The sequence below is a fragment of the Tenacibaculum profundi genome (assembly GCF_057162725.1).
In genome coordinates, this window is record NZ_CM169894.1 from 1,890,317 (window position 1) to 1,905,635 (window position 15,319).

General features: G+C 30.3%; 14 protein-coding genes. 8 read left to right on the top strand and 6 right to left on the bottom strand.

Going from position 1 to position 15,319, the window contains the following annotated elements:
• Positions 1 to 87: 87 nt before the first annotated feature.
• The 4 genes from AC2GW8_RS07710 to AC2GW8_RS07725 all read right to left on the bottom strand — a co-directional run bounded on the left by AC2GW8_RS07710 (position 88) and on the right by AC2GW8_RS07725 (position 4,424).
• Positions 88 to 1,314, bottom strand: coding sequence for a hypothetical protein (locus AC2GW8_RS07710; protein WP_440882167.1), 1,227 nt, complete (start codon positions 1,312 to 1,314; stop codon positions 88 to 90).
• A 150-nt stretch (positions 1,315 to 1,464) separates the two neighbouring features.
• Complete coding sequence (locus AC2GW8_RS07715) at positions 1,465 to 2,718, bottom strand: tetratricopeptide repeat protein (protein WP_440879295.1); 1,254 nt, start codon at positions 2,716 to 2,718, stop codon at positions 1,465 to 1,467.
• Between the two features lie 21 nt (positions 2,719 to 2,739).
• Positions 2,740 to 4,059 (bottom strand): M56 family metallopeptidase, encoded by a 1,320-nt coding sequence (locus tag AC2GW8_RS07720; protein WP_440879296.1) that lies wholly within the window; start codon positions 4,057 to 4,059, stop codon positions 2,740 to 2,742.
• Positions 4,056 to 4,424: a BlaI/MecI/CopY family transcriptional regulator gene (locus AC2GW8_RS07725; protein WP_440879297.1), complete on the bottom strand. Its 369-nt coding sequence runs from the start codon at positions 4,422 to 4,424 to the stop codon at positions 4,056 to 4,058. The genes AC2GW8_RS07720 and AC2GW8_RS07725 overlap by 4 nt, the downstream gene beginning before the upstream one ends.
• 131 nt (positions 4,425 to 4,555) lie before the next feature.
• On the opposite strand from AC2GW8_RS07725, the gene AC2GW8_RS07730 reads away from it, so the two are divergent.
• From AC2GW8_RS07730 to AC2GW8_RS07765, 8 genes are all read left to right on the top strand, one after another.
• On the top strand, positions 4,556 to 5,053 hold the full coding sequence (locus tag AC2GW8_RS07730) for a DUF456 domain-containing protein (RefSeq protein ID WP_440879298.1): 498 nt from the start codon (positions 4,556 to 4,558) through the stop codon (positions 5,051 to 5,053).
• A 282-nt stretch (positions 5,054 to 5,335) separates the two neighbouring features.
• Complete coding sequence (gene lysS, locus AC2GW8_RS07735; RefSeq protein WP_440879299.1) at positions 5,336 to 7,033, top strand: lysine--tRNA ligase; 1,698 nt, start codon at positions 5,336 to 5,338, stop codon at positions 7,031 to 7,033.
• A 418-nt stretch (positions 7,034 to 7,451) separates the two neighbouring features.
• Positions 7,452 to 7,712 carry a DUF2024 family protein gene (locus AC2GW8_RS07740; protein ID WP_440879300.1) on the top strand — a complete coding sequence of 87 codons (261 nt, stop codon included), beginning with the start codon at positions 7,452 to 7,454 and terminating at the stop codon, positions 7,710 to 7,712.
• A 14-nt stretch (positions 7,713 to 7,726) separates the two neighbouring features.
• Positions 7,727 to 7,957: a hexameric tyrosine-coordinated heme protein gene (locus AC2GW8_RS07745; protein WP_440879301.1), complete on the top strand. Its 231-nt coding sequence runs from the start codon at positions 7,727 to 7,729 to the stop codon at positions 7,955 to 7,957.
• 39 nt (positions 7,958 to 7,996) lie between these two features.
• Positions 7,997 to 8,617, top strand: coding sequence for a hypothetical protein (locus AC2GW8_RS07750; RefSeq protein WP_440879302.1), 621 nt, complete (start codon positions 7,997 to 7,999; stop codon positions 8,615 to 8,617).
• Between the two features lie 104 nt (positions 8,618 to 8,721).
• Positions 8,722 to 9,798, top strand: coding sequence for an ABC transporter permease (locus AC2GW8_RS07755; RefSeq protein ID WP_440879303.1), 1,077 nt, complete (start codon positions 8,722 to 8,724; stop codon positions 9,796 to 9,798).
• Positions 9,799 to 9,893: 95 nt separating this feature from the next.
• Entirely contained in the window at positions 9,894 to 10,340 is a 447-nt protein-coding gene (locus AC2GW8_RS07760; protein ID WP_440879304.1) for an acyl-CoA thioesterase, read from the top strand.
• Entirely contained in the window at positions 10,337 to 11,146 is an 810-nt protein-coding gene (locus AC2GW8_RS07765; RefSeq protein ID WP_440879305.1) for a DNA/RNA non-specific endonuclease, read from the top strand. The genes AC2GW8_RS07760 and AC2GW8_RS07765 overlap by 4 nt, the downstream gene beginning before the upstream one ends.
• A 57-nt stretch (positions 11,147 to 11,203) precedes the next feature.
• On the opposite strand, the gene AC2GW8_RS07770 is transcribed toward AC2GW8_RS07765, so the two are convergent.
• Together AC2GW8_RS07770 and AC2GW8_RS07775 are read right to left on the bottom strand one after the other, a co-directional pair.
• On the bottom strand, positions 11,204 to 12,400 hold the full coding sequence (locus tag AC2GW8_RS07770) for a beta-helix domain-containing protein (RefSeq protein WP_440879306.1): 1,197 nt from the start codon (positions 12,398 to 12,400) through the stop codon (positions 11,204 to 11,206).
• Positions 12,401 to 12,505: 105 nt separating this feature from the next.
• On the bottom strand, positions 12,506 to 15,232 hold the full coding sequence (locus AC2GW8_RS07775) for a TonB-dependent receptor (protein WP_440879307.1): 2,727 nt from the start codon (positions 15,230 to 15,232) through the stop codon (positions 12,506 to 12,508).
• Between the last annotated feature and the right edge of the window lie 87 nt (positions 15,233 to 15,319).

Here is a 15,319-nt window from a genome sequence, read left to right on the forward strand (position 1 = left end):
AGATAAGACATAATTCAACATAAAAAAAGTAGTCTAACTTGCATCAGACTACTTTTATAGCTTTTTTAATAAACTTATTTTAAAAGACTATAAAGGAATTGTTCCTTGTGTAATAGGCCAACTTTGAGACCATATTGGATAACCCCATGTAAAATTTAAACCTGGAATACCAAAAAGTCCGGCTCTTGCATATGCGTTCATTCCCGCTTCAAATCCTGCAAAATAATTAATAAAGCTAAGCCTATTTGAGTCAACATAATAAGTTCCATTCACATAAAAGCCTGCGTTGGCACCAATTCCAACACCCAAAAGCCCATAAAACGATGTATTAAAAGCCCCATTTAATGCTACTGACGAGTTAAAACCAACAGTTGCTGACAAAGGCTTAAATTTAAAATTTAAATTATGCGCTTCATGAATATAATTCCATCCACGACCTCTATTATAATGAATCCCCTCTCTTAAAATTACAGACCCCTGAACGCCTGTTGAAATACTAGCATTCACTGAACCATTAGCATCTAAAGAAATATTAACAGAATTAGTTATAACTACTGGAACCCATCCTATCCAAAAAGTAACTGGTGGCAACGGAATTTGAGCTAATGGAATACTATGCCCAAATAAAGGAACTGAATGACTCCATGTCAAATCAAGATTAGCAATTTTTCTACTAGTCACAATAGATCTAAATTCTTGTAAATGCCACCAATGAAAACGAACACCAAAATCTAATGAAGGTTGCACTGTGAAACTTCCATTCGCACGGATTTGATCATGGGTTGTCTTATGATTCCCATCAGCATCAAAAATTACTCTATTCAAAGAAATAGTAAAACTTCCAAGATTTCTACCTTTCTCTGAAGAAGTCTTATAAGAAACTAAATCTCCCTTATCAGTCTTCAAAGACTTTTTAAGCTTCAAGTTATCATAGTTATAAATTACATCAAGATTACCATCTGGCATTAAATCCGTAACCTCAGCAATCTCTGTTTCTACAACTACTTTATCACCTTCTTCATAAATGGATTTTATTTTTCTCAAAAAACCATTTGGTGCTACTGCTAGTTGTCCTGCTACAAGATACTCTTGACTCTTTAAGTTTAAGCTATTATCTTTCTTAAACACAATTTTATTTTCTTCCACACTCACAATCGACTCTGATAAGCTACTCTGTTTATCAAAGACAATTGTTACATCTCTTTTATCTTCATTTTGTGAAAGGTTTTGATTAATTAAGTCTCCTGACGTATCATCGCTACATGAAACTAACAGAAGAATAAAGGTTGTAAGTGTAAACAACAATTTCTTCATAATTGAACATTTTAAAATTTGTTAAATTTAACAAAAAATTAACAAACAAACGTTCGATTTTGTATTTATAACGATCTTAAACCCTAAAAAACAGCTATTTAACCCCTAAAAAACACGTTTTATCGATTTTATTAACATAAATAATTTAAATTATTTTAGAACAACTCCTTGTTTAAAGTAATATTTTCTAATTTCTTTCATTCTATTACTCACATTGCGTGTTAGCTCAACCTTACTTAACTTAAATTTACGGAAATATTCTTTGTAATATCTATACGCTTTCTTTTTATCCTTATTATATATAATATCATTGAGCACAGCTATCTTATAAAGCGCTTTATAATTCTTTTTATTACCCTCAAATGATATCCTATAGCTATTTAATGCTTTCTTGTATTTTTTTAATTTTTCATATGCTTCTCCTTCTTTAAGATACTCTACACTCCGAGAATCTTTTGCTATTTGAGTAGCCATGTAATAATTTAACCTCGCTTTATCATATTGTTCTTCATCAAAATACATATCACCGAAATAGGTATATATTTTGTAATCATTTTTTTCTATAGATAAAGCCTTTTCAAAATAATCCCGTGCGCTTTTGAAATCCTTTAATTTATAATAACATCGGGCAATCATTTTATTTGTATAATGTTGATTAGGTTGTAAAGAATCGATTTTCATTAATAATTTTAAAGACTCATCGTATTTCTTCTCCCTAAAAAGCTCATTTATTTTAAGACGATTTAAATCAATATCTTCTGGTCGTAATTCTAGTCCCTTATCAATATAAAAAACAAGTGAGTCTTTAGCTTTAATTCCGGCAAAATACATAGCCAATTCTTTAATAGCGTAAAAATGTTCCTTGTCTTTAAAAAAAGCTTCTTTATAATATTTAATAGCTTTTATATATTTCGCTAATACCTCATAGGCTCTTGCCTTGTAAAACGAGTAATTAGCATTTTCATCATCTGTCAAAACAAGAAAATTCAGCAACACCAAAGCTTTTTCCGCTTTACCTACTTTTATATATAATTTAGCTAAATCATAAGCAATAAATTGATTTCCTTTATCATTTTCTAAAATTTGTTCTTCAAGAAAAATTGCTTTTTCATACTTCTTTTGTTTTTTATATAGTTTTATAAGCTTAACCCTTACTTTATATTCTTCCTTAAGAGTAAGTGCTTTTTCCAAAAAACTAATAGCTCTCTCATTATCATCAAATACCTCACTTAATTCAGCTAACTTTTCATACTTTAAAAATGTATTTTTTTGATTTTCAAGAAATAACTTCACCTTTTTAAATCTTCCGATACTCACTAAACTATCAATCGAATTAAATGTCAAAGTTTGACCTTTGACCTTTAAAATAATCAAAACAAATACAACAAATATTTTTTTTTTCATCATTCTTTATGTTCTTGAATTTTACTTTTCAATACTAAAAGTTATAGGTAAGGTATAACCAACAATAACCTTTTCCCCCAATTCATTCTCACCAGGAGTTATATTGGGCAGCTTTTCTATAACCCTACGTGTATAATCTCTCAATTTTTTATTTGGTGCTCTTGTTTCTATATCTATAATTTTACCGGTTGTAGCTATTTTAAAAATAGCATAGATTCTTTTCTTACCAGGTGGTAAATCAGTACTCAAACTTCGAAGGCTATTCATATCAAAATTTTTTGCAATAAAATCTGACATTTTAGAATTGAAACATGCTTTGGTCGCATCCTCATAACATCCTGGAAAAATCGGTCCTTTATGAACTAACTTATAAGGGGCTACTTTTGGAGTTACGGAATTAGTTACTCTTTGTGTTTTCTCAACCTCTTTCTCTTTATTTCTCTCATTAATAATTTTCATCAAAATATTTTCAGCTGTTTCATCATCAGCTTTAGCAGTACTTATTGAAGCGTATAAAATCATTGCTACTAGAGTTGGAAATATCAATAAATATTTGAAGTTGTTAACTTTTTTAGATTGTTTTTTCTTAATCATAATAATTCGTTTTTTGATTAAAGAATGTTTGTAGAATTGATTAATAAATGGAATACATTCAACCTGAAATACTTCTGACAATAAATTATTAATATAATTAACTCTTCCTGTTTCTTCTACCACATTAGCATCAGCTATGTATTCATGCAAAACCATTACTCTTTGTTTGTATATTAGTAATAAAGGGTTAAACCACATTAGCACCTGAAGCACCTCTATAATTAACAAATCAATGCTATGATTTTGTTTTACATGAATTAGTTCATGTTTAATAATCTGCTCTTTTTTGAATCCTTCGATTTTTTCACTTATGAAAATGTATTTAAAAAAAGAAAATGCTCTTAATCCATTATTTAAAAACACCAAATTATATTCAGATTCTTTTTTAATTCGGTTACTCAAGATTAACCTTGAAATCTGAATTAATTTTAACGTAAAAATTACAAACGAAATTGAAGCACCGATAACAAATATTATTTTAAAGTTGTACAACGAATCATACCAAAATGTTTTTTCAATTACACCTTGAGGTGATAAAACAATTTCTGGTAACTGAATAATATAATTCTTTACAATTTCATTTGACACTACAGAAAAATCAATTTTTGGTATAAAAAAAGACAACAACAAAGTGATTATTAAATACCCTCTATTCTGTTTAAAAAAAGTTTCCTTACTCAGGAATAAGTCATAAAATAATATGAATAGCCCCTGAAACAATATTACTTGGATAATGTAATTGATCATAGCTTATCATTTTTATTAATTTCTTTCATTATACTCTCGAGTTCATTGACATCCAATTTATTCTCTTTCATAAAAAAAGAAACCATACTTCTAAAAGAACCTTCAAAATACCCATTCATTAACTTATGTAGACTCTGATTACTATAATCACTTTTTTCTATTAATGGAAAGTAAACGTACCCTCTACCTTTTGATTTGTGTCCAACAAAGTTTTTTGTCTCCAAAATTCTAATGATTGTAGAAACTGTGTTATAGGCTGGCTTAGGTGACTCTAATTTTTCAATAACTTCTTTGACAGAAGCTTCAGATAAACTCCATAAAACTTTCATTATTTGCTCTTCCCCTTTTGTTAATTGCTTATTCATCATATTCTTATTATCAAACATTTACAAATATAACTATAAAATTAGTTTAAACTAATTTTATAGTTATATGTAACAAATTTTAACATTTTTAGTCTATTGTTTATGTAATCATAACAACTAAAAAATAATCTATGGATTTATTTTTACTAACCATTGCCTTTATTTTTTCCTGCTTGGGAATTATAGGCTCTTTTTTGCCTATTCTACCCGGTCCACTAACAGGTTGGTTTGGCTTATGGATTCTTCATATAACAGAGGCTGTCCCTATGAATGTGATATTTTTGTTGACAACATTTATTATCGCTCTAATTATTTTTGTTTTAGACTATTTTATCCCTGCTATTGGCACAAAGAAATTTGGTGGCACAAAGTTTGGCATATACGGGACAACCATTGGATTAATAATTGGAATGATTATTCCTGTTCCTTTTGGAATAATTATAGGTGCTCTTTTAGGCGCGTTCATTGGTGAACTTATTTATAATCAAAATATTAAAAGAGTTTTAAAAGCTTCATTTGGAGCTTTTGTCGGTTTTATAGTATCAATTACTCTTAAATTCATTGTAGCATTTACTTATTTTACTATTTTTTTAATAAAGTTATGGGAACACAGAGAAGGTTTATTTTAATTTTTTATTAATCCAATAAACTTTATGTAGCACTAAATAGCGTCAAAAAAAAAGCAACCCATTTCAGGGAAGCTTTCCATTGGTAACAAAACCACGGTGCCTTAAAGCACCTTAACAACACAACTAAATACTGCCTTTTTAACAAGACAGCCTGCAAATATATAAATTAAAATTAAACTAAAAAAAAAACAAACCCTAAAAACTGATTCAACACCACATTGAATAATAAGTAATAGATTGTATCTTTGTAGCTTTAAATTTTAAAACGTAAAAAACAAAGCAATGCAATTATCAGAACAAGAAGTTGTACGAAGAGAAAAGCTTAGCAAACTGAAAGAGCTCGGCATTAATCCATACCCAGCAGATTTATTTCCCTTAGACACAAATTCAAAGGAAATTAAAGCTGATTTCAAAGAAGGTAAAAAGGTAATTATTGCTGGTAGATTAATGTCTCGTCGTATTCAAGGAAAAGCTTCTTTTGCTGAATTGCAAGATAGTTATGGAAGGATACAAGTTTACTTTAATAGAGATGAAATTTGTACAGGAGAAGATAAAGCATTATACAATGACATATATAAGAAATTATTAGATATTGGTGACTTCATAGGAGTTGAAGGAGAATTATTCGTAACACAAGTTGGAGAGCCTACTGTGCTAGTCAAAAATTTCACCTTACTAAGTAAATCATTAAAACCGTTACCGTTACCAAAAGTAGATTCTGAAGGCAATACTTACGATGGTTTTACAGATCCAGAGCTTCGTTATCGTCAACGTTATGCAGATTTGGTAGTGAACCCTCACGTAAAAGAAGTTTTTGTTAAGCGAACAAAATTATTTTCAGCCATGCGTCAATTTTTCAACGACGCTGGTTATTTCGAGGTAGAAACCCCTATTTTACAGCCAATTCCAGGAGGTGCTGCAGCCAGACCTTTTACAACACACCACAATGCTCTTGACATACCTTTGTACATGCGTATAGCAAACGAATTGTATTTAAAACGTTTAATTGTTGGAGGTTTTGATGGTGTATATGAATTTTCTAAAAACTTCAGAAATGAAGGCATGGATAGAACACACAATCCAGAATTTACTGCCATGGAAATTTACGTGGCGTATAAAGATTACAACTGGATGATGGAGTTTACAGAAAAACTTCTCGAACACTGTGCTATAGCTGTTAATGGAACAACTAAAGCAACTTTTGGAGATCATGAAGTTGACTTTAAGGCACCATATAAAAGGGTTACAATGGCCGCGTCGATTAAACATTTTACAGGGTTTGATATTACTGGAAAAACTGAAGATCAAATAAGAATAGCTGCTGAAGGAATGGGAATAGAGGTAAACGAAACTATGGGTAAAGGAAAGCTAATTGATGAAATTTTTGGAGAAAAATGCGAAGGCAACTATGTTCAGCCAACTTTTATAACCGATTATCCTAAAGAAATGTCTCCTCTTTGTAAAGAGCATCGCGATAATCCAGAACTGACAGAACGTTTTGAACTAATGGTCTGCGGTAAAGAAATTGCCAATGCTTACTCAGAATTAAATGACCCTATAGATCAACGTGAACGCTTTGAAGCACAATTAAAATTAGCTGAAAGAGGCGATGATGAAGCGGGTGAATTTATTGATCAGGACTTTTTAAGAGCACTAGAATACGGAATGCCACCTACATCTGGTTTGGGAATTGGTATTGATCGCTTAATCATGTTCTTAACAAATAATCAATCTATTCAAGAGGTTCTCTTTTTTCCACAAATGAAACCAGAAAAAAAAGCTCCTACTATTGAATTAAATGATGATGAACGATCTGTTTTAGAAATCATTACAAAAGCTACAAAAATTGATCTTAATGACTTAAAATCCAAAAGTGGTTTAAGTAATAAAAAATGGGATAAGACTATTAAAGGTTTAACAAAAAATAAACTTGCTAAAGTTGAAAAAACAGAGCAAGGGTTATTTGTTGAAGCAATTTAAAATATAAAAAAGGCTGTTTTTTGACAGCCTTTTTTTATGACCTATTTTTAGTACTATTAATAATTTAATTTAAGCAATAGCGCTTTACCCAAATCACTTCATGCTATTTTTTAAAAAATAATTTTCATTAGATAGTAAATCTATTAATAATTCAAAAATTGCTTTTCAAAATAAAAATCATATTCGAAATCAAGAATACTTTATTCTTCCTAAATTTAAAATTAAACATATAACTTTTCTATTATATAGATACATAATAGAATTCAATGAAAAAACAACTTCAAAGTTATAAACTGTATGTAACCTATTAGAGAAAATAATCTATCAATAAATAAAATTTATAAAACTTATTTTTTTTAGTTAGGATTACTAACTATATTTGTCTCGTAAAATAAATTTTAAACTTAAAGAAACACTTATGAAAGTATCAGTCTACGACACATATGTTCCTAAAGGAAACAGCATAATAATGCATTTTGACATCATTGTTAAGGATAATGAATCTATTGAAAACGTATACGCCTATGGTAAAGACTACCTAAATAACAAAGGTCTTCCAAACTATAAACTCTCTACAAATGAATGTAAATTTTGTCATATGGAAAAAGCTCCTGATGATGTTGAAAAACAAATATTGGACAAGGGATATTATATAATCGAAATGGAAAATTGTAATTAATTCAAAATTTAACTATGCTTAAAGAACAATGGTTACCAAGCTTAATTACCAATTCACCAGAAGAAGGCTTTGAATTAGCGATTAAACTCTCACGTATGGGTGTTAAATATACCCAACCCGATATCGAAATTTTAAAAAAAAGTCGTCCTAATTATGCTAATGATGCAAAAGGGTTAACTATGGCTTCTCAAGTTGTGGCTTTAAATTTTCAGACAGTCGCTGCAGCCAATAATTATTGGAAATAAAGTAGCTTATTACTCATAACAAATGAATTATTTATAGATATGAAAAAATTAAATTTACATTATGGTAAAATCATCCAAGGAAATTTTAATTTAAATAAAATCAATTTTCTATTTATTTTTCAAGTCAATTGTCCTGGGTGTTTCATTTACGGAATACCCATTGTTAATAAACTCTATGAAAAATTTAAAGATAAAGTTAGTTTTATTGGAATATCAACAGCCTTTGAAGATTTCAATTATAATACAGCAATAAATACAAAAAAATTAATCGAACAAGGTGAAACAATTGGAGAAACTCGAAAAGTACTCAAACAACATGGCTTTGATAACTATCCACATCCCATAAATTTTCCTGTTGCATTTGACAAAATAGTTGACGAAAATTTTAATTTTAATGAGGCGGCCTCAATCATTTGTAAACTTCATCCTGAATTTAACCTTTGGCCTGAATTTGAAAAGAAAACATTACACAGCAAGGTATATAACTATCTAAAAAGTTTAGATAGTTTAGCTTTAACCTTTGTTCTTAACCAATTTAAAGGAACCCCCACTATGGTAATCTTTAATGATTCTTATGAAATTCTTTTTTCTCAATTTGGGCATGTAAATTATGATGAAGTTGAATCAAAACTTATTTCATTGATCACTAAATTCACATAACTGTTTTTACTTTTTTTTAGAATTCTAAAAATTAAAAAATATTATTACGCACATTCTTTCTTAAAAAAGTTGATCGTAGAGATTCATTTATTTAGCTTTGACTTATGAATGAATCAATTTCTCTTTGGGGTGTAGCACTCAGAAAATTCATAAAAAACAGATTAGGTCTCTTATGCTTAATCTACATCATAACCTGTGCTTTAATTTCAATATTTTGCTATTTTCTAACTCCCGATAACAGTAATAATGCTAACAAAATGCATTTAGAAATTCATTCGAAGCCACCAGGTTTTAATTGTCTAATGCTTACAATACCTTCTCATAAAAAAACTAAAACCAACTTTTTTGAAACACTTTTTCAAGGAAAAGCAAAAATAGACCCGGAAATACCAATTAGATCATATGCTATAGAAAATAATCATTTAAAAATTGGTAAATATCCAGAAGGGATGAGCAAGTTATACCCTCTTGAAATTTTCAAAAATGAACCTAGAAAATTCATAAAGAATAAAACATTTTGGCTTGGAACTGATAAGTATGGGCGTGATTTGTTAAGTAGGCTTCTCATTGGTACAAGAATATCTTTCTCTATAGGATTTGTAGCTGTGTTTATCTCATTAATCATAGGAATTCCTATTGGAGCAATTGCCGGGTATTTTGGAGGTAAAATAGACACCCTAATTATGCTCATAATTAATATTACTTGGTCTATTCCAACCTTACTTCTTGTTATTGCGATAACATTAGTACTTGGCAAAGGTTTTTGGCAAGTATTCATTGCCGTCGGATTGACTATGTGGGTAGAAATAGCTCGCATCGTAAGAGGCCAAGTAATTAGTTGTAAAGAAGAGCAATATATTGAGGCTGCAAAAGCTTTAGGGTACTCAGATTTCAGAATTATTTTTAAGCATATTATTCCTAATATATTTGCTCCAATAATTGTTATTTCAGCAGCAAACTTTGCGTCAGCTATACTCATTGAAAGTGGCCTAAGCTTTCTTGGAATAGGTGCCCAACCGCCAATTCCTTCATGGGGATCTATGATAAAAAATCACTACAATTATATCATCTTAGGAAAACCTTTTTTAGCAATTGTGCCTGGAATTGCCATAATGTGTTTGGTAATGTCTTTTATGCTTTTAGGTAATGTACTAAGAGATGTTTTAGATGTTAAATCATAAAAAACAAGGACCTATAGCATACAAATAACAACACTTTAAAATTTTCAAACGTCTTTTTATAGAATTTAATTAATTTCGTTCAAAATACGATTACAATGAACTTTGAAGTAAACTTTGTTACCAAATGGGCTGACTTCGATGCCAATATTCATATGCGTCATACGGCCTATAACGATTATGCAGCAGAATGTAGGTTACGCTTTTTTAAGAAGCAGAATATAACCGTACATGATTTCACTAAAGAACAAATTGGCCCTATTCTATTTGAGGAAAACACAAAATTTTTAAAAGAAATTCATTTAGGAGAAGATATAACGGTTAATTTAAAATTACTTGGCTTATCAAAAAATGCTGAAAGATGGAAAATTCAACATGAAGTTTTCAATAACAACAAAGAACTTTCAGCTATTATAAATGTATATGGCGCTTGGTTAGACTTAGCTAAGAGAAAATTAACAATTCCCCCAATCAAATTCCTCTCAATATTTAATAAAGTTGAAAAAACAGAAAATTTTGAAGAAATTTTAATCAAACCATCATGACAACATCAAGAAAAATAAAAGTCTTTGTATTATTAGTTGGTTTTGCTGTAAGTTTTTGGCTCAATAAATCAGAAAAAAACAAACAAAATAAAGTAGAGCATACTTTGTCTAAAAGCAAAAAGTTGCAAAACTTTAATTACCTTCCTACCTCAACAACAGGCGTTATTATTCATCATGAAAATTATCAGTTATCATATAACGAAAATCATGAACAAGCTGAATGGGTTGCTTATTCATTGAGAGGTGAAGATGTTGTTAAAATAAACCATAAACGACCTTTTTTCATTAGAGACCCAAAAGTTAAAAGTAAATCAGCAGATTGGAGAAACTATAAAAGATCAGGGTACGATAGAGGTCATTTATGTCCTGCCGGCGACAGAAGATTTTCTAAAAAGGCGCATGATGAAACTTTTTACACCTCTAACATTTCACCTCAAAAACATAAGTTTAATGCTGGTATTTGGAACAAACTAGAACAAAAAACCAGGTATTGGGCAAAGAAATATGATCAGTTATATGTTGTTACTGGGGGAATTTTAAATAATAATTTAAAAACTATAGGAAAAGAAAACGTAAGTATTCCAAAAGAATTTTACAAGATTATTTTAGATTACTCCGAACCTGAAATTAAAGCAATCGCATTTTTAATGCCTCACGAAGAAAGTACTGAACCCCTTTATGAATTTGTTACTTCTATTGACGAAATAGAAAAGAAAACAGGGATCGACTTTTTCCCTTCTTTACCGAATGATTTAGAGAATCGTTTAGAAAAATCAACGCAGTATAAAAACTGGAGTTTTAGATAAAATAAAAGCATAAAAAAACCGAGCTTAATGCTCGGTTTTCATACTTTATGCTACTCATTAAAAATTATATCCTGTCCAAGCAAAAACCGAAATATCAGCTCCCCCAGTTGTAGCTTCTGTAACATTAATTGTTGCTCCACCAGAAGTAGTATTCTTAATATCACTAGAATCTAAACCATTTGCAGGGTTTACATTTGCTGTTATACTCGTAGTATCGTTTGCATCACCTTTTGAATCTTTTAAATCGATAACATCTGAAAATATTGCTCCAGTCCCTAAAGCTAAATAAGCATTGGTAATGTTTGCAGCTGCTCCTCTTCTAATTTTGATTGCATCAGATAAACCAATTGCTTCTCCATTGGAATTTACCATTTCTGCATTATTTATGATGGTCAATCCGTTTATTATAAAATTAGATTGGTTAATATCAGAAGGGGTGATTCCATCTAAATTCCCATCAGCTTCGATCCCACGAGGATCATCTGTTACCGCAGTAAAACCATTTTCTCTAACTCCATATAAATTTGTACAAGTACCTACATAACCTTGTGTAAAATCAAACATATCATCTTTAGCATTTACAACTAAAATATTTGTTGCATCTACTGTACCTCCAAAAAATTCAATGGCATCGTCATCACCGTTTAAAATAGCGATGTTAGAAATAGTTGTTCCTGAACCAACTCCATTTAAAGTCAATCCATTATGCTCTGCATTATTATCAATTCTAGCTCCCGTATATTCAATTTTTACGTAATTTAAAACTCCAGAATTATCATTGGCTATAGCCCCCCCATACATAACAGCTGTATTAACCTCTGATGCTGAATTACTTTCAGCACCGTTTTGTCTACTTAATGGTGCTTTACCATTTAAGATAATACCTCCCCAATCACCAGATTGAGGATTTGTTGCGTTTGAGGTAAACACAATGGGGTTTGACTCTGTACCATTCGCAATAATTTTACCCCCTTTTTCTACTAAAAGATATACATCAGTTCCTCCTGCCAAGGCTTTAACTCTTACTCCTGGATCAATAGTTAGAGTAGCGCCATCTTTAACCAATAAAGCTCCCGTCAAAGTATAATCAAATCCAGACTGTAATTTTAAATCAGTAGTTAAGTTTCCTGCTAAATTTTGAGTAGTTACTGGCTCAATTGGATTTACTCCTGAAATTTCATCATCATTATCTAATGAACATGAAGCAAAGAATAAAGATGAGAATGCTATCGTTGATAAAATAATTTTTTTCATTTTATTTATATTATTATTTTGTTTTAGTCTCTGCAAATTTGCATTACTAATATTTCTTTATTTATACTTAATCTTTAATGAATCGCTATGATTTTAGGCTTACGATTAAAAATCATAAGAAAAACCTAAACTTATATTTACTCCTTTTTTATAATTTCTTAACACTACACTATTCTTGTTCACAGAACCATCCCTACTTGTTTGAAATTCAGGATTCAGCAAGTTCATTAATTTCAATTTCAAGCTATATTTCTTTGCTAATCTTAATGAAGAAACAATATCTAAGGTTGGAATTCCTTTCTCTATTATATTTTCAAAACCTCTGGTTCCAATAGAATATACTCTATCACTGAAATAATTTAAAACAATTGACGAGGTAAACTCACTATTCTCGTACTTCTTGGTAAAAGCTAAATCCGCATTTAATAAAAACGGAGTAGCACCTTCTAACTCACTAGAACTTTGTTGAAATTGTGCTATTGAATTAGAATTTAAATTAACTCTAGAATATAAATACGATGCATTTAAACCTCCCTTTAATTGATAATCCTTTTCTTTATTATCAACAAGTTTTTTTCTTGCCTCCAATTCAACCCCGTATACATAGGCATCTTTTCCTACATTTAAATAAGTTAAGGTATTTCCTGCACTAGAAATTTCACTTCTAGCAATTGGATTTTTAATCAATTTATAAAACCCTGTTAAAGAAATTAATTCACCAGAAGATATATAATGCTCATATTTTAAATCTATATTATAATTATCTGATGGCTTTAAGTTTGGATCTCCTTGACTTGCAAAGTTTATATCTTGGTATTTAAAAGGCGCTATTTCCTTGAATTGAGGATAGGTATAAGTTTGACTTACTGCCAATCTAAAAATATTATCATCATTAAAACTATACTTTACATTGAAACTAGGTAATATATACGTTTTATCTATTTCAGATGGACCATCCACTTCACTTCTCGCTATATTCGTATCATAGGTAACTCTCTGAGCAGCTCTTTCAAATTTAACCCCACCAGAAAGAATTAACTTTTCACCTAGTTGATAAACTACATTTGAAAAAGCACCACTTACTAAACGCTTTCCTCTATAGGTAAATGGTATAAATGTTTTCAAATCATCATTACGCCTACCTCTAGCGGTCCAAAATCCAAATACATTATTATCAACAGACTGTTGATTAAAGATGGCATCTGGATTATTGACATCAACTCCTACATCAAAACCAGAGAAATTATGATTAAAAATTGTTGCCGCAAACAAACGCTCTGTATATCGATAATCTACCCCGAGATCGAATACGTTTTTATCCTCCTCGTTTGAACTTAATTTATAACTCAATATTGCTTTTGTTGCATAATCATTCTCTTGAAGTTTTGAAAAATACCTTTCATTATACCCAGCACTACCCGGATTTGGAACCGTTTGACCATTTCGTGTCAAATAATTATTAGTTCTTCTATCAGGTTCATTTCCTCTAACAAAGTTTAAAGCTCCTTTCCCTTCTATAGTCAATCGATCATTAAATTTATACTTAGCCAATAATTGATTTACATACAATTCGTTATTATTAGTTTGCTGTCTACGGCGAAAAACTAAATCACCTTCTTCTTGTGGGTCATCTTTCCCATAGTAATCACCCACACTCTGCTTGTTATTATGAATAAATAAATGATTATATGCTAAATCTAATCCATTTCCTGATTTATACTTTAAATTCCCCATAAGTAACTGAGAAGTATTATAAGTATATTCAGAGAAATCCATATCTCTAAAAGGCTCCGCTACCCCATCATTGGTATTTTGTTTGATATTTCCTTCTATAAAATTGTAAGCTCCGCTAAATCCTCCAACAAAGAAATAACTTAAAGTTCCCTCTTCTCCAACGGAATACTTTTTCCCATAATTAAAAGAAAATGAATTATTCAATTGAAAGTTTTGAGTTTTTGGTTTGAAAGAATTACTAAATGAATATGTATTAAGGTCAGTTATCTCATGATTTAACTTCTGAATACCTAACCTATTTGTTCCATCAATAGTTTGAAAATTTTTCTTTACCAAAGTTTGCGAGTTACCACTTAATGAAACTCCTAAGTTCGCTACTCTCTTTTTACGTAAATCCTTAGAGACAATATCAATATTTGCACCGCCAACATCACCATTGATATCAGAAGAGAACACCTTATTTATTCCAACACTTTGAATAATACTTGTATCAAAAAAGCTTAATGATATATTTTTATATTCAGGATCTTCAGATGGTAATGGTAATCCATTTAATGTTGTAGAGTTATATCTATCACCTAAGCCTCTTACTACAACATTCTTAGCACCTTTTGATACCCCTGCTGTTTTAGTAACTGCAGCTGCTGCATTTGAAACTCCTTTTTTTGAAAGTTCTTGAGCTCCGATGCTTGTTTTAATAGACACAGCTTTTTTCTGTTCTAATATTAAAGCGCTTTCTTTCTCTCTACTTACTGAAGCATTAATTTTAACCTCTTCTAATTGTACGCCTTGGTTAGCACCCAAAAGTTGGTCTACAATGACCGTTTGTCCCTCTTTAACAAATACCGTTTTCTCTACCGTTTCATATCCTACAAAACTAAATACGATAGTTTGAGCTCCTGCTGGCACATTAATAGCGTATTTTCCGTCAATATCAGTTGTACCTCCAATAGAAGTTCCTTTAATAAAAACATTAGCAAAAGGTAAAGACTCTCCTCCCATTTCTTTGTCGGTAACCACCCCTGCAATAGTTCCTTTACCTTGCGAAAAGACCAAATTACATAAACCTATAAAGGCTATGAACAACATTTTTTTCATCACTAACTTTGAATTCTGTTTACTTATGTCGCAAAATTCAGTCTAAGCTGTAAACCTAATGTTAGCTGTAAATTATTGTTCCATTAT